At 42.2% G+C, this 15,104-nt stretch carries 18 protein-coding genes and 1 other annotated feature (1 of these 19 cut by a window edge); of the genes, 16 read left to right on the top strand and 2 right to left on the bottom strand.

The annotated features are described in order from the left end of the window. Window positions 1–127: a binding site (T-box leader), on the top strand (it extends 105 nt beyond the left edge of the window). A 71-nt stretch (window positions 128–198) separates the two neighbouring features. Genes trpE through trpA form a run of 7 tightly spaced genes read left to right on the top strand, consistent with a single transcriptional unit; the run spans window position 199 to window position 6,464 of the window. Beyond that, window positions 199–1,560, top strand: a complete 1,362-nt coding sequence (trpE, locus tag HMPREF2987_RS03445; protein WP_075229346.1) for an anthranilate synthase component I — start codon at window positions 199–201, stop codon at window positions 1,558–1,560. Beyond that, window positions 1,557–2,123 carry an aminodeoxychorismate/anthranilate synthase component II gene (locus HMPREF2987_RS03440; RefSeq protein WP_075229345.1) on the top strand — a complete coding sequence of 189 codons (567 nt, stop codon included), beginning with the start codon at window positions 1,557–1,559 and terminating at the stop codon, window positions 2,121–2,123. Before trpE ends, HMPREF2987_RS03440 begins: the two co-directional genes overlap by 4 nt. A 10-nt stretch (window positions 2,124–2,133) precedes the next feature. Then, a complete protein-coding gene (trpD, locus tag HMPREF2987_RS03435; RefSeq protein WP_075229344.1) occupies window positions 2,134–3,138 on the top strand; it encodes an anthranilate phosphoribosyltransferase in 1,005 nt (334 codons plus the stop codon). Next, window positions 3,135–3,902 carry an indole-3-glycerol phosphate synthase TrpC gene (gene trpC / locus HMPREF2987_RS03430; RefSeq protein ID WP_075229343.1) on the top strand — a complete coding sequence of 256 codons (768 nt, stop codon included), beginning with the start codon at window positions 3,135–3,137 and terminating at the stop codon, window positions 3,900–3,902. Before trpD ends, trpC begins: the two co-directional genes overlap by 4 nt. Next, window positions 3,889–4,488 (top strand): phosphoribosylanthranilate isomerase, encoded by a 600-nt coding sequence (locus HMPREF2987_RS03425; protein ID WP_075229342.1) that lies wholly within the window; start codon window positions 3,889–3,891, stop codon window positions 4,486–4,488. The genes trpC and HMPREF2987_RS03425 overlap by 14 nt, the downstream gene beginning before the upstream one ends. Next, window positions 4,466–5,689 carry a tryptophan synthase subunit beta gene (gene trpB, locus HMPREF2987_RS03420; protein WP_075229341.1) on the top strand — a complete coding sequence of 408 codons (1,224 nt, stop codon included), beginning with the start codon at window positions 4,466–4,468 and terminating at the stop codon, window positions 5,687–5,689. Before HMPREF2987_RS03425 ends, trpB begins: the two co-directional genes overlap by 23 nt. Next, entirely contained in the window at window positions 5,682–6,464 is a 783-nt protein-coding gene (gene trpA, locus HMPREF2987_RS03415) for a tryptophan synthase subunit alpha (protein ID WP_075229340.1), read from the top strand. The genes trpB and trpA overlap by 8 nt, the downstream gene beginning before the upstream one ends. Here trpA and HMPREF2987_RS03410 read toward each other — a convergent pair. Further along, complete coding sequence (locus HMPREF2987_RS03410) at window positions 6,433–7,095, bottom strand: prepilin peptidase (protein WP_075229339.1); 663 nt, start codon at window positions 7,093–7,095, stop codon at window positions 6,433–6,435. The two genes, trpA and HMPREF2987_RS03410, sit on opposite strands and share 32 nt — an antisense overlap. 75 nt (window positions 7,096–7,170) lie before the next feature. Between HMPREF2987_RS03410 and HMPREF2987_RS03405 the strand changes: the two genes are divergently transcribed. The 6 genes from HMPREF2987_RS03405 (at window position 7,171) to HMPREF2987_RS03380 (ending at window position 10,333) form a co-directional block, all read left to right on the top strand. Continuing rightward, a complete protein-coding gene (locus tag HMPREF2987_RS03405) occupies window positions 7,171–7,626 on the top strand; it encodes a GNAT family N-acetyltransferase (protein ID WP_075229378.1) in 456 nt (151 codons plus the stop codon). An 85-nt stretch (window positions 7,627–7,711) separates the two neighbouring features. Next, on the top strand, window positions 7,712–8,461 hold the full coding sequence (truA, locus tag HMPREF2987_RS03400; RefSeq protein ID WP_075229338.1) for a tRNA pseudouridine(38-40) synthase TruA: 750 nt from the start codon (window positions 7,712–7,714) through the stop codon (window positions 8,459–8,461). Beyond that, on the top strand, window positions 8,451–9,224 hold the full coding sequence (locus HMPREF2987_RS03395) for a bifunctional hydroxymethylpyrimidine kinase/phosphomethylpyrimidine kinase (RefSeq protein WP_075229337.1): 774 nt from the start codon (window positions 8,451–8,453) through the stop codon (window positions 9,222–9,224). The genes truA and HMPREF2987_RS03395 overlap by 11 nt, the downstream gene beginning before the upstream one ends. Beyond that, window positions 9,202–9,669: an ECF transporter S component gene (locus tag HMPREF2987_RS03390; protein WP_075229336.1), complete on the top strand. Its 468-nt coding sequence runs from the start codon at window positions 9,202–9,204 to the stop codon at window positions 9,667–9,669. The genes HMPREF2987_RS03395 and HMPREF2987_RS03390 overlap by 23 nt, the downstream gene beginning before the upstream one ends. 50 nt (window positions 9,670–9,719) lie before the next feature. After that, window positions 9,720–9,944, top strand: coding sequence for a YqgQ family protein (locus tag HMPREF2987_RS03385; RefSeq protein ID WP_024053574.1), 225 nt, complete (start codon window positions 9,720–9,722; stop codon window positions 9,942–9,944). Window positions 9,945–9,949: 5 nt separating this feature from the next. Next, complete coding sequence (locus tag HMPREF2987_RS03380) at window positions 9,950–10,333, top strand: rhodanese-like domain-containing protein (protein ID WP_075229335.1); 384 nt, start codon at window positions 9,950–9,952, stop codon at window positions 10,331–10,333. Window positions 10,334–10,513: 180 nt separating this feature from the next. On the opposite strand, the gene HMPREF2987_RS03375 is transcribed toward HMPREF2987_RS03380, so the two are convergent. Continuing rightward, on the bottom strand, window positions 10,514–11,239 hold the full coding sequence (locus HMPREF2987_RS03375; RefSeq protein ID WP_075229334.1) for a pseudouridine synthase: 726 nt from the start codon (window positions 11,237–11,239) through the stop codon (window positions 10,514–10,516). A gap of 161 nt (window positions 11,240–11,400) precedes the next feature. Here HMPREF2987_RS03375 and typA point away from each other — a divergent pair, with 161 nt between their 5' ends. From typA to HMPREF2987_RS03360, 3 genes are all read left to right on the top strand, one after another. Continuing rightward, window positions 11,401–13,242 carry a translational GTPase TypA gene (gene typA, locus HMPREF2987_RS03370; RefSeq protein WP_075229333.1) on the top strand — a complete coding sequence of 614 codons (1,842 nt, stop codon included), beginning with the start codon at window positions 11,401–11,403 and terminating at the stop codon, window positions 13,240–13,242. A gap of 18 nt (window positions 13,243–13,260) precedes the next feature. Continuing rightward, window positions 13,261–13,506 carry a DUF3165 family protein gene (locus HMPREF2987_RS03365; RefSeq protein WP_075229332.1) on the top strand — a complete coding sequence of 82 codons (246 nt, stop codon included), beginning with the start codon at window positions 13,261–13,263 and terminating at the stop codon, window positions 13,504–13,506. Between the two features lie 370 nt (window positions 13,507–13,876). Further along, a partial coding sequence (locus tag HMPREF2987_RS03360) for a G5 domain-containing protein (RefSeq protein ID WP_142995349.1) occupies window positions 13,877–15,104 on the top strand: 1,228 nt, incomplete at its 3' end.

Below are 15,104 nucleotides of genomic sequence, written 5' to 3'. Positions count from 1 at the left end.
AGAAGAAAACATAATTCTCAAGGGAGTGCCCTTTATCGCACAGCCTGTTACAGGAGGTATCTGAGACAGGAAAGAGAGATAGGAGAAATCCTATAATTGAGGTGGCACCGCGAATTTCGTCCTCACGCAAGTTAGTTTGCGTGGGGATTTTTTGTAGAATCAACACGAGATTTAAGAAGAATCGAAAGGGAAATTACAATGGAACGAATTATTCATGGAGATGTTTTATCGCCTATCTTGGCTTATATGCGCTTAAATGGACAACACAAGGTCATACTTGAAAGTATCCCTAGAGAAAAAGAAAATGCTCGTTTTTCGATCTTGGCCTATAATCCAGTTTTTGAAATTAAGTTTGAAAATGGAGTCCTTTATCAAAATGGTCAAGTGATTGATTGTGATCCTTTGGACTTCATGTATGAAGTGACTCATAAAAGTCAACACCATTCAGATTTACCCTTTGGCGGTGGAGCTATCGGCTTTGTTGGTTACGACATGATTTCTCTCTATGAAGAGATTGGCCAGCTTCCTGAGGATACGATTGGGACGCCAGATATGCATTTCTTTGTCTACGAGAGTTATATGGTATTTGACCACAAGAAAGAAAAAATTCATATCATCGAGGATGCTCTCTACAGTAATCGTAGCCATGATGAACTAGAAGCGGATTTGGATCAAGTTTTAGAGGAGTTGAAAATTCCTGCTCCTGATGAATTTGATGATTTGGACGTTTCTCCACTTCAGTTTAGACCACATATTGAACCTCAGAAATTTGAAGAAATGGTAGAAACAGCTCGCGACTTGATTCGCAAGGGAGATATGTTCCAATGTGTGCTCAGCCAGCGCTTCTCCGCAGAGGTAACTGGAAATCCTTTTGACTTCTACAGAAATCTCCGAGTGACAAATCCATCAAATTATCTCTACTTTTATGATTTTGGAGATTATCAAATTATCGGTGCCAGTCCAGAGAGCTTGGTTTCCGTCAAGAATGGTATCGTGACAACCAATCCAATTGCAGGTACGCGACCTAGAGGTGCCAATGACGAGGAAGATGCAGCACTTGCAAGTGATCTACTTTCTGATGAAAAGGAAACGGCAGAACACCGAATGTTGGTGGACTTGGGACGAAATGATATCGGTAAAATTGCTGAAACAGCTAGTGTTCAAGTAACCAAGTATATGGAAGTCGAACTTTTCCGCTATGTCATGCATTTGACCAGCGTAGTTAAAGGACGTTTGCTTCCTGAACTGACCGCCATGGATGCCTTGAAGGCGACACTTCCGGCTGGAACAGTATCGGGGGCACCAAAGATTCGGGCCATGAAGCGCATTTATGAATTAGAAACAGAGAAACGAGGCGTTTATGCCGGGGCTATCGGTTACCTTTCAGCAACTGGAGACATGGACTTTGCCATTGCAATTCGAACCATGATTCTTAAAAATAAAAAAGCCTACGTACAGGCTGGTGCAGGAATTGTTTATGATTCCATCGCTCAGAACGAATACCAAGAAACGATTAACAAAGCTAAATCTATGACTAGAATGGGAGAACTAAGACCATGATCTTATTGATTGACAATTATGATTCATTTACCTATAACCTGGCTCAATATATCGGGAATTTCGCAGAAGTTCAGGTTTTGAGAAATGATGATTCACATCTTTATGAACATGCTGAAAAGGCAGATGGATTAGTTTTCTCTCCTGGCCCAGGTTGGCCAGCTGATGCTGGGAAAATGGAAGAAATGATTCGTGATTTTGCAGGTAAGAAACCTATTCTAGGGATTTGTTTGGGGCACCAAGCCATTGCAGAAGTCTTTGGTGGTAAGTTAGGCTTGGCTCCTAAAGTTATGCACGGTAAACAAAGCCAGATTCGATTTGAGACTCCATCAGTTCTCTATCAAGGAATTGAGGACAATCGTCCAGTCATGCGTTACCACAGTATTTTAATCGAAGAGATGCCAGAAGAGTTTGAAGTGACAGCTCGCTCGACAGATGACCAGGCTATTATGGGGATACAACACAAAACCTTGCCGATTTATGGCTTGCAGTATCATCCAGAAAGTATTGGAACGCCAGATGGCCTATCTTCTATTCAGAATTTTGTCGAGAAAGTTGTAAAGTGAGGGAAATAAAATGAAAGAGATTATTGAAAAATTAGCAAACTTTGAAGATTTATCAAGTGTTGAAATGACAGATGTGATCGAACGCATCGTGACAGGGCGAGTGACAGAAGCGCAAATCGCTTCACTACTTTTAGCCCTTAAAATGAAGGGAGAAACACCTGAAGAAAGAACAGCCCTCGCTCAAGTTATGAGAGGACATGCTCAACACATTCCAACAAACATTCAAGATGCTATGGATAACTGCGGTACAGGTGGAGATAAGTCATTTAGCTTTAACATCTCAACAACTGCAGCCTTTGTTTTGGCAGGTGGGGGAATCCATATGGCCAAACATGGTAATCGTTCAATTTCCTCAAAATCTGGTTCGGCAGATGTCTTGCAAGCTTTGGGAATCAATATTGATCTCAAGCCAGCACAATTAGGTAAAGTATTTGACCAAACAGGAATCGTCTTTCTCTTTGCCAAAAACATGCACCCAGCTATGAAATACATCATGCCAGCTCGTTTGGAGTTGGGAATTCCAACTATCATGAATTTGACAGGACCGCTCATCCATCCAATGGTTTTGGATACACAGCTTCTAGGGATCAGTCGTCCAGAACTTCTGGAAAGTACTGCTCAGGTTTTGAAAAACATGGGTCGCAAACGTGCCATTGTAGTAGCTGGTCCAGAAGGATTGGATGAAGCTGGTTTGAATGGAACTACCAGCATTGCCCTTCTTGACAATGGTGAAATTACTTTATCAACCTTTACTCCAGAAGATTTGGGAATGGAACGCATTGCTATTGAAGACATTCGTGGAGGAAATGCTCATGAGAATGCAGCAATTCTTGTCAGTGTTCTTAATAACGAACCAAGTCCATTCTTGGAAACTACAGTCTTAAATGCAGGTCTCGGATTCTACGCCAATGGTAAAGCAGACAGTATCAAGGACGGAGTTGAATTGGCACGTCAAGTAATTGCTAGTGGTAAGGCCCTTGAAAAACTCAGACTATTACAGGAGTATCAAAGATGAGTCAGGAATTTTTATCACGTATCCTAGAGCAAAAGGCGCGAGAAGTTGAAACGATGGAACGAGAGGAGCTTCAGCCCTTGCGTCAAACTTATCGATTGAGTGAATATTTAAAAAATCACCAAGACCGTTTGCAAATCATTGCTGAGGTCAAGAAGGCAAGCCCAAGTCTAGGTGATATCAATCTTGATGTGGATATCGTACAACAGGCCCAGACTTACGAGGCTAACGGCGCGGTTATGATTTCTGTTCTGACAGATGAGGTTTTCTTTAAAGGTCATTTGGATTATCTGCGAGAGATTTCTAGTCAGGTAGAGATCCCGACACTGAATAAGGATTTTATCATCGATGAAAAGCAAATCATCCGTGCTCGCAATGCAGGTGCGACCGTCATCTTGCTCATCGTAGCGGCATTATCTGAAAAACGACTGAAGGAGCTTTACGACTACGCGACAGATCTTGGTCTAGAAGTTTTGGTGGAAACTCATAATCTTGTTGAACTGGAAGTGGCTCATAGACTTGGAGCTCAAATTATTGGTGTCAACAATCGCAATTTAACAACCTTTGAAGTTGACTTGCAGACCAGCGTAGACTTGGCCAAACACTTTAAGGATGATTGCTTCTACATTTCCGAATCTGCTATTTTTACAGAGGAGGATGCAAAACGTGTTGCACCATACTTTAACGGAATTTTAGTAGGAACAGCCCTCATGCAAGCAGAAGATGTAGCCCAGAGAATCAAGGAGTTGCAGATTGACAAAGGTTAAGATTTGTGGACTATCGACCAAAGAAGCGGTGGAAACAGCCGTATCAGCAGGAGCAGACTACATCGGTTTTGTCTTCGCACCTAGTAAAAGACAGGTGACCTTGGAACAGGCTGCTGAGCTATCAAAGCTGATTCCTACAGATGTAAAAAAGGTTGGAGTATTTGTTTCACCAAGTCGGGCTCAACTGCTAGAAGCGATTGAAAAAGTTGGCTTGGACTTGGTTCAAGTTCACAGTCAGGTGGCAGATGATTTGTTTGAGGATTTGCCTTGTGGCAGCATTCAGGCTGTTCAGGTCGATGAAGGGGGGCATGTACCCAATTCTCAGGCAGATTATCTACTCTTTGATGCTCCTGTGGCAGGGAGTGGACAAACCTTTGACTGGGGTCGACTGGATACGACAGAACTAGCCCGGCCTTTCTTCATCGCTGGCGGGCTAAATGAGGACAATGTAGCAAGAGCAATTCAGCATTTCTCTCCCTTTGCAGTAGATGTATCAAGCGGAGTAGAAACAGACGGACAAAAAGATCATGAAAAGATTAGAAGATTTATAGAGAGGGTAAAGAATGGCATATCAAGAACCAAATAAAGATGGATTTTACGGGAAATTCGGTGGACGTTTTGTCCCAGAAACATTGATGACAGCAGTATTGGAGTTAGAAGAGGCTTATCGTGAAAGTCAGGCAGATCCAAGTTTCCAAGAGGAGTTAAACCAACTTTTGCGCCAATATGTAGGTCGTGAAACACCTCTTTACTACGCAAAAAACTTGACCCAGCATATCGGCGGATCCAAGATTTACCTTAAACGTGAAGATCTCAACCATACAGGTGCCCACAAGATTAACAATGCCTTAGGACAAGTTCTTCTGGCTAAACGTATGGGCAAAAAGAAAATTATCGCTGAAACAGGAGCCGGTCAGCACGGTGTGGCAACTGCAACAGCTGCAGCACTCTTTAACATGGAATGTACTATCTACATGGGTGAGGAAGATGTCAAACGCCAAGCCCTCAATGTCTTCCGTATGGAACTTTTGGGAGCCAAGGTGGAAGCTGTAACAGATGGTTCGCGCGTGCTCAAAGATGCGGTCAATGCAGCCCTTCGTTCTTGGGTGGCAAATATTGATGATACCCACTATATCCTTGGTTCTGCCTTGGGGCCCCATCCTTTCCCAGAAATTGTGCGTGATTTCCAAAGTGTTATCGGACGAGAAGCCAAACAACAGTACCGTGACTTGACAGGGCAAGATTTGCCAGATGCCCTAGTAGCCTGTGTTGGTGGAGGTTCTAATGCTATCGGTCTCTTCCATCCATTTGTGGAAGATGAGTCAGTGGCTATGTATGGAGCTGAAGCAGCAGGACTAGGTGTGGATACAGAGCATCATGCAGCAACCTTGACCAAGGGTAGACCAGGTGTTCTCCACGGTTCGCTCATGGATGTTCTCCAAGATGCCCATGGACAAATCTTAGAAGCCTTCTCTATCTCAGCAGGTTTGGACTACCCAGGTATCGGTCCAGAACATTCTCATTACCACGATATCAAGCGTGCGACCTATGTTCCTGTGACAGATGAGGAAGCCTTGGAAGGCTTCCAACTCTTGTCTCGTGTGGAAGGGATTATCCCAGCTTTGGAATCTAGTCACGCTATCGCCTTTGCGGTGAAATTAGCCAAAGAACTTGGTCCAGACAAGTCAATGATTGTCTGTCTATCAGGTCGTGGGGACAAGGATGTAGTTCAAGTCAAGGACCGCTTGGAAGCAGATGCAGCAAAGAAGGGAGAAGCTCATGTCTAAGACACTAACAGAAAAATTGAATGCAATTAAAGCAGCAGGAAAGGGAATTTTTGTTCCCTATATCATGGCTGGAGACCACGAAAAAGGGTTGGAAGGTCTCGGTGAAACAATTCACTTTTTAGAAGATTTGGGTGTGTCTGCTATTGAAGTGGGAGTTCCCTTCTCGGATCCGGTTGCAGATGGTCCTGTTATCGAAGAAGCCGGCTTGCGTAGCTTAGCTCAAGGGACCTCTACTCAGGCTCTAGTCGAAACCTTGAAAACCATTGAAACTGAAATTCCGCTTGTCATCATGACCTACTTTAACCCCCTCTTTCAGTACGGTGTTGAGAAATTTGTCAAAGATCTTTCTACTACAGCGGTTAAAGGGTTGATTATCCCAGACCTCCCTCATGAACATGCTAACTTTGTAGAGCCCTTTTTGGTGAATACAGACATTGCTTTGATTCCACTTGTCAGCTTAACGACAGGAATTGAGCGTCAAAAAGAACTCATTGAGGGAGCGGAAGGTTTTGTCTATGCCGTTGCTATTAACGGAGTGACAGGAAAATCAGGAAACTACCGAGCAGACTTGGACAAGCACTTGGCTCAACTGCATCAAGTGGCAGATATTCCAGTCTTGACAGGTTTTGGTGTATCCACACAGGATGATGTAGAACGATTTAATGCAGTATCAGACGGCGTCATCGTCGGTTCCAAGATTGTTAAGGCTCTACATGAAGGACAAGTAGCAGAAATCGCTGACTTTATCCGAAAAGCAGTAGCTTACCAAAAATAATCATACAAGCAGCAAGTAAGAGGAAGGGCACAAAAGGAAGTCTTTCCTTTTTCTTTAGTAGGAGAAAGGCTAGGATGCCAGTTGTGGAAGCAAATTGAATTAAAATCAGAATTTCTGTAAGTGTAAAAACGAGTGCACAAGAAGCCAGAAAGAGAAAATCCCCTGCACCTATGCGGATATCGATAAAGTGAGCCAAAATTCCAAGGACAAGGAAGAAGACCATGACCAGATTCCAGCTAGAGGAAGCCATGAGGATTAGGTGGAAAGTCATCCAGACCAGTAGGGGATATTCCTGATGGCGAAAGTCATAGATGCCCAAGGTCAAACCAGCAGTGATTAGGATGACTTGCCCCAAGGAAAGAAATCCCCAAGACCAAGATAGAAAGAGGAGTCCTAAGCCTAGTTCAAATAGGGCATACCAGACAGAATAAGGAGCCTTGCAGTAGCGACATCGAAAGTGATTGAAAATCTGCGACAGGATCGGAATCAAATCTAAGGGACTCAAGCGAGTCTGACAGGAATCGCAGTGACTAGCAGGTCGGATAATGGATTGCTCTGGAAAGCGGTCAATGACCAAACCTAGAAAGGAAGCGAGAATGCTCCCGACAAGAAAAAAATAAAGATCAATCATACTTATCTATTCGTAAAAAATAAGAGAAGTAGTATAATAAAGAAACATTGATAAGATGGTGAGGTCAAGATCATGATCATGATTCGTTTTGAAGAAAATATGAGCACAGAAAATGCTCAGCACGTATGCCAATGGTCCAACTCCCTTGGCAAATCCTTTCAAAAACAATGGATGGGAACAATGATTCCTTTTCCCTTAACAATTCAAATCTTGAAAGATTTGGAAGGAATCTTTTCAATCTTTGATGGACAAGAGTTTGTGGGGCTTATCCAGAAAATCAGGCTAGAAGACAGTAATCTTCATATCGGGAGATTTTTTATCAATCCCCAGAAACAGGGGCAGGGCCTAGGTAGCCAGGCTTTAAGGAAATTTGTTAGTTTGGCCTTTGAAAATGAAGACATAGATACTATTTCTCTAAATGTCTACGAGGCAAATCAAAGAGCTCAGAATCTTTACCAAAAAGAAGGATTTGAAATTGTTCAAACTATTGAAATTCCAGAACGAAAATACATAATGAGAAAATCTAGGTAAGGGCTAGATGATACCGAGAACTGTCCCCGTACAATTTTTGGTTTTCAAACTTGTTGCAAAGAAATTTTCTTGATAAAATAGATACATGACTAGATATAAAGCTGTAATTTCCTATGATGGCTACGACTTTGCTGGCTTCCAGCGACAACCTCACGCGCGTAGTGTCCAAGAGGAAATTGAAAAAACTTTAACCAAATTAAATAAAGGGCAGGCCATTACCATCCATGGTGCAGGGCGAACGGACAGTGGTGTTCATGCCTTAGGGCAGGTCATCCACTTTGACCTTCCCTATCAGATGGATGAGGAAAAACTTCGTTTTGCTCTTGATACTCAAAGTCCTGAAGATATCGATGTGATTTCGATTGAGATTGTGGCTGATGATTTTCATTGTCGTTATGCTAAGCATAGCAAGACCTATGAGTTTATCGTGGATAGAGGACGTCCTAAAAATCCTATGCGTCGCCATTATGCGACCCATTATCCATATCCGCTAGATGTGGAGCGGATGCAGCTTGCTGTAAAAAAACTCGAGGGAACACATGACTTTACTGGTTTTACGGCATCAGGGACTAGTGTGGAGGATAAGGTTCGGACGATCACGGAAGCTAGTCTTAGGGTTGATGAAACAGGGCAGTTTTTGACCTTTACCTTCTCAGGCAATGGCTTCCTCTATAAGCAGATTCGAAATATGGTCGGAACCCTGCTGAAAATTGGTAACAACCGTATGCCGATTGAACAGATTGACCTGATTTTGGAGAAAAAAGACAGACAGTTGGCAGGACCAACTGCAGCACCCAATGGTTTGTATTTGAAGGAGATTCGTTATGAAGAATAATCGTATTTTAGCACTTTCAGGAAATGATATTTTTAGTGGTGGTGGATTAGCTGCTGACCTTGCCACCTATACTTTGAATGGTTTGCATGGATTTGTAGCCATGACCTGCTTGACTGCTTTGACAGAAAATGGCTTTGAAGTCTTTCCAACTGATGAAACTATTTTCCAACAACAGTTGGATAGTCTGAAGAGTGTAGACTTTGGAGGGATTAAGATTGGTCTCTTGCCGACAGTTGGTGTTGCTGAGAGAGCTTTGAATTTCATTAAGGAAAGAGCAGGAGTTCCTGTCGTCTTGGACCCTGTATTGGTTTGTAAGGAAACGCACGACGTTGCTGTCAGCGAGCTTTGTCAAGAGTTGATTCGCTTTTTCCCTTATGTATCTGTGATTACTCCGAACCTTCCTGAGGCAGAATTGCTAGCAGGTCAAAAGATTGAAACCTTGGAAGATATGAAGGCTGCAGCTCAGAAATTGTATGACTTAGGAGCGCCAGCAGTCATTATCAAGGGTGGGAATCGCCTTAGTCAGGATAAGGCTGTGGATGTCTTTTATGATGGAGTGAATTTTACCATTTTTGAGAATCCAGTCTTAGAAGGTCAAAATGCTGGTGCAGGTTGTACCTTTGCATCGAGCATTGCCAGTCAATTAGTACAAGGAGAGGAACTCTTACCAGCAGTAGAAAGTTCTAAAGCCTTTGTTTACCGTGCTATCGCACAAGCAGATCAATATGGAGTAAGACAATATGAAGCAAACCAAAACAAGTAAAATCGCCCTATTATCTATACTAACTGCCCTATCAGTGGTCTTAGGCTATATTGTAAAAATCCCAACCCAAACAGGAATCTTAACTCTTTTAGATGCTGGAATCTTCTTTACCGCTTTTTATTATGGGCGCCGTGAAGGAGCCATTGTTGGAGGATTAGGAGGATTTCTCATTGACCTGATTTCAGGTTATCCTCACTGGATGGTCTTCAGCTTGCTTTTCCATGGTCTGCAGGGATATTTTGCAGGTTTTAAAGGAAAATGGCAGGGGCTTGGATTAGTTATGGCGACTATCATCATGGTAGCTGGATATGCGTGTGCAACTGCTTGGATGAAAGGTTGGGGGCAAGCCTTGTTAGATGTCCCTCACAATTTGCTACAGAATTTTGTTGGGATGGTTGTCGGCTATCTTATTCATCAGAGTATTAAAAAGATTCGTAAGCAGTAAAAAGGGAATCTTCCTCTGAACTATTGAAAAAACTCTGATTTTTTGCTAAAATGAAAGCTATGAAAACACTCTACGATGTGCAACAATTTCTCAAACAGTTCGGCATTCTTGTCTATATGGGCAAACGTCTTTATGATATTGAACTGATGAAAATTGAACTTTCTCGAATTTATGATGCTGGCTTGATGGATAAGCTGGATTATCTTGAAGCGGAGGCTGTTCTTCGCAGAGAGCATAAGTTAGAATTAGACTATTTAGAAAAAAATGGAGATTAGATATTATGGTAACTTGGGTATTATGGGGACTTATAGTGGCGATGTTGGCATGGATGGGTTACAACTACCTTCGTATTCGCCGTGCGGCAAAAATTGTAGACAATGAAGAGTTTGAGTCTTTGATTCGTACAGGTCAGTTGATTGACTTGCGTGATCCAGCTGACTTCCACAGAAAACATATCCTTGGAGCTCGTAATATCCCTTCAAACCAATTGAAGACAAGTCTTGCAGCTCTTCGTAAGGATAAACCAGTGCTTCTCTATGAAAATCAACGTGCGCAACGTGTTACCAATGCAGCACTTTTCTTGAAAAAACAAGGTTTCTCAGAAATCTATATCCTGTCTTACGGATTGGATTCTTGGACAGGGAAAGTAAAAGTTGAAAAATAAGAAATGGCGGTGGGACAGAAATCGATAGACAAAGTCTCGATTTCATAGTCCCAGCCCCGCGAGGATGATTAGGAGCTTTTTGGAGTCTAAAAGACGAACAAAAAGTTCAATCAGCAACCGCGTCAAAGTTTGATTGCTAATAAAAAGTGAGGTCGGGATCTTTTGTCCCAACCTCATTTTTTAACCACTTTTTCTAAGAAAGTCACGAATGATTGCCAATTCTTGTGAGTTTAGATGTCGATAGTCACCTTCTTGAAGATTGTCATCAAGACTCCAAGGGCCAAAATGGGTGCGTTTTAGGGCAGTGACCTTGACACCAACAGAGAGGAACATTTTTTTAACCTGATGAAATTTTCCTTCTGAAATGGTAATGGAGGCTTGACTGAGGAAAGGACTTGCTGATAGAATCTTTAGTCTTGCAGGTTTACAGATAGTGCCATTTAAAAAGACAATCCCCTTTTGAAAGACTTGGATATGGTCGGATGTGAGTGGTCCATTGACCTCAACTTGGTAAGTTTTATCCACATGATATTGAGGGTGGAGGAGTTGAAAACCTAGAGGACCATTATTCGTTAAGAGGAGGAGTCCTGTCGTGTCTCGATCCAGACGACCGATGGCGTAGAGTTGCTCTGACTGGAGATTCTTAGGCAGTAGATCCATGACAGTTGTTAGTAACTTATCCTTGCTTGCAGTCACGACTCCGTTTGGCTTATGGAGCATGAGGTAGGTGTGTTCATATCCTTGAATTCTTTTGCCTTGGAAAATCAGTTCTTGCAGTCCTGTATCAACATTCTGTGAAAGGGAAGAAGCTACTTGTCCATCTACTAAGATTTCTTTTTTCAGGAGAGCTTGTTTCATGCCCTTACGGCTGATTTTTTCTTGGGCTAATAATCTATCTAAACGCATACCAGCCTATCTTATCACAAGTTGATTCTTTTGAAAAGAAAAGGTAAGCAAAGAAATTTTTTTTGAAAACATTTACACTTGCTTGAGTTAAGTCATTTGCCTAAAAATGTGGTATAATCGTTCAGTTAGAAAATAAATTTTTGAATATAACAGAGGAAATCATGACAAAATTAAGAGAAGATATCCGTAACGTAGCCATTATTGCCCACGTTGACCACGGAAAAACAACCCTTGTTGATGAATTGTTGAAACAATCTTCAACTCTTGATGCTCGTACAGAACTAGCTGAACGTGCTATGGACTCAAACGATATCGAAAAAGAGCGTGGAATTACCATCCTTGCTAAGAATACAGCGGTTGCTTATAACGGCACGCGCATCAACATCATGGACACACCAGGACACGCGGATTTCGGTGGAGAAGTTGAACGTATCATGAAAATGGTTGACGGTGTTGTCTTGGTAGTTGATTCTTACGAAGGGACTATGCCCCAAACTCGTTTCGTATTGAAAAAAGCTTTGGAACAAGACCTTGTCCCAATCGTCGTTATCAATAAAATCGACAAACCATCAGCTCGTCCAGCAGAAGTAGTGGATGAAGTTTTGGAACTCTTCATCGAGCTTGGTGCAGATGATGATCAGCTTGACTTCCCAGTAGTTTACGCTTCAGCGATCAACGGAACATCTTCCTTGTCAGATGATCCAGCTGACCAGGAAGCAACAATGGCGCCAATCTTTGATACCATCATCGAACACATTCCTGCGCCAGTTGATAACTCTGATGAGCCACTTCAATTCCAAGTGTCACTTTTGGACTACAATGACTTCGTAGGTCGTATCGGTATCGGACGTATCTTCCGTGGTACAGTGAAGGTTGGAGACCAAGTTACTCTTTCTAAACTTGATGGTACAACCAAGAACTTCCGTGTTACAAAACTCTTTGGTTTCTTTGGTTTGGAACGTCGTGAAATCCAAGAAGCAAAAGCAGGTGACTTGATTGCCGTATCAGGTATGGAAGACATCTTCGTTGGGGAAACAATCACTCCAACAGATGCAGTTGAAGCTCTTCCAGTTCTTCACATCGACGAACCTACTCTTCAAATGACCTTCTTGGTTAATAACTCACCATTTGCTGGTCGTGAAGGTAAATGGGTCACTTCTCGTAAGGTTGAGGAGCGCCTTCAAGCTGAGTTGCAAACAGACGTGTCACTTCGTGTTGAACCAACAGATTCACCAGATAAATGGACTGTTTCAGGACGTGGAGAATTGCACTTGTCAATCCTTATCGAAACCATGCGTCGTGAAGGTTATGAACTTCAAGTATCTCGTCCAGAAGTTATCGTAAAAGAAATTGATGGTGTTAAATGTGAACCATTTGAACGTGTTCAAATCGACACCCCAGAAGAATACCAAGGATCTGTTATCCAAAGCCTTTCTGAACGTAAGGGTGAAATGTTGGATATGATCTCAACTGGTAATGGTCAAACTCGTTTGGTCTTCCTTGTTCCAGCGCGTGGTTTGATCGGATACTCAACTGAGTTCTTGTCAATGACTCGTGGTTACGGTATCATGAACCATACCTTCGACCAATACTTGCCATTGATTCCAGGTGAAATCGGTGGACGTCACCGTGGTGCACTTGTTTCTATCGATGCAGGTAAGGCAACAACTTACTCAATCATGTCTATCGAAGAACGTGGTACTATCTTTGTCAACCCAGGTACTGAGGTTTACGAAGGAATGATCATTGGTGAAAACTCTCGTGAAAATGACTTGACTGTTAATATCACGAAAGCGAAACAAATGACCAACGTTCGTTCAGCTACTAAGGACCAAACAGCTGTTATCAAGACACCTCGTATCTTGACTCTTGAAGAATCACTTGAGTTCTTGAACGACGATGAGTACATGGAAGTAACGCCTGAGTCTATCCGTTTGCGTAAACAAATCCTTAACAAGGCAGAGCGTGAGAAAGCAAACAAAAAGAAAAAGTCAGCTGAATAAAAGCTAGAAAGAGCAAAAATGGTCTATTTAATCATAGGGATTTTATTACTCTTACTCTATGTATTTGCGACACCTCAAAGTATCAAGGGAACGGTCAACATTGTTATTCTAGTATTTGCTTTTGTTGCCCTATTGATTCTATTGATGTTGTCAATCTTACAAATCTTCCAACTGCCAACAGAATTCTTTATCACAGTAGCTATGCTTGCTCTTACTTACTTTAGTTTGCGAGACATATCCCTAATGTCGGTGAAAAAGAGATAGGCAAATGGCTGTGGAGTTTTGCTAGAATTCAGTAAAGCTATTTATAAAATATGCCACAAGTGAAGTCAGAAAAACTGATTTCACTTGTGTTTTTTTTCTCTGTAACAAAGAAATCATATTTAATTTTCTTAGGATTTTTGAAGAGTTAATCGACTTGTATCAGTGTTATCTTTCCCTTCAGTGGCAGGATATTGGAAGAACATTGAAGAAATCAAGCTCGAACTTCGAATCTTTGCAAAGGATAAGGATGGATTTCTTTAAAATTGGATAAAGAAGTTAGATATAGGAATTTTATTATTCAAATCTTTTGTAGGTGTTTACTATTTTTGATATACTGTGAGAAGGAATAGATACGAAATTGGAGTTTGTCATGAAACAACATCATGTTAAAGAAAAACAACGCTTTTCTTTGAGGAAGTATGCAGTAGGAACTTGTTCCGTCTTATTGGGAACGAGTTTGTTTTTTGTAAGCACAAGTGGAAATACTGTGGTTGCAGAGGAAAGGATTCCCCAGCTAGTGTCACACTATGTGGAAGATAAAGACTTGCCTGAATCTTTGAAGGCTGAACTACGTTGGTTTGAAGAGAATGCTATCCAAGTAGAAGAAGGTAAGGATTATTACTTCGTCTACCGTAGATCTGCCGCGAAGTTACCTGATACTGGCTTTTTTTCAAATGCTATCCTGCCTGTGCTAGGTACAGGAATCTTGTTAGTTTCGCTCACTCTCATTAAAAAGCGAAAGGGAGCCTCTCTCTTTCTAGTGACAGTTTTGGCTGTAGGCGGAACTGCTCTATCAGTTTCTGCCTTGGAGAATTTAGTAGAGCTTCGCCCAGCTCTTGTCAAAACAGTTGTAGGAGAATTTTTGCCTAGTCCAGAAAGGATTGAGGGATATGAATTTACAGGCTATTATTTTGTCAGGGGAAATGGGGAAATTTCTAGGACGGAAGATACAAAATCTCATTCCCTACAAGCAGATAAGGTAGAATCCACCTCAATTCCAAGTGAAGGTGCACCAAGCTTGGTTGAGGTGAAACCAGAACTTGAAGTGACGACAGAAGCAGTTGCCTATGAAACTATTCATCAGGAAGATCCAGACTTGCTTAAGGGTGAAACTCGTGTTGTTCGAGCAGGCGTAGCAGGTGAGCGCACGCTCTTAACGGAAGTGACGATTGTAGATGGCAAGGAAGACCGTCAAGTCAAATCCAACACTGTAACTGTGGAGCCAATTTCCGAAATCATAGCAGTAGGCACTAAGGTAGAATCCACTTCAACTCCAAGTGAAGGTACTCCAAGCTTGGTCCAAGAGAAGCCAGAGCTTGAAGTAACGACAGCGACCATCGCCTATGACACTCTTCATCAGGAAGATCCAGACTTGCTTAAGGGCCAAACCCGTGTCATCAGAGCAGGAGTAGCAGGTGAGCGTACCATCTTAACCGAGGTGACAACTGTTGATGGCAAGGAAACTCGCAAGCAGGTCTCTAATGAAGTCACCACCGCCCCTGTATCAGAAATCATCGCAGTAGGCACTAAGGTAGAATCCACCTCAACCCCAAGTGAAGGTACTCCAAGCTTGGTCGAGGTGAAACCAGAGCTTGAAG

This window comes from Streptococcus sp. HMSC067H01 (assembly GCF_001814775.1).
Taxonomy (GTDB): Bacteria; Bacillota; Bacilli; order Lactobacillales; family Streptococcaceae; genus Streptococcus.
This window is presented reverse-complemented; position numbering and strand designations above follow the sequence as displayed.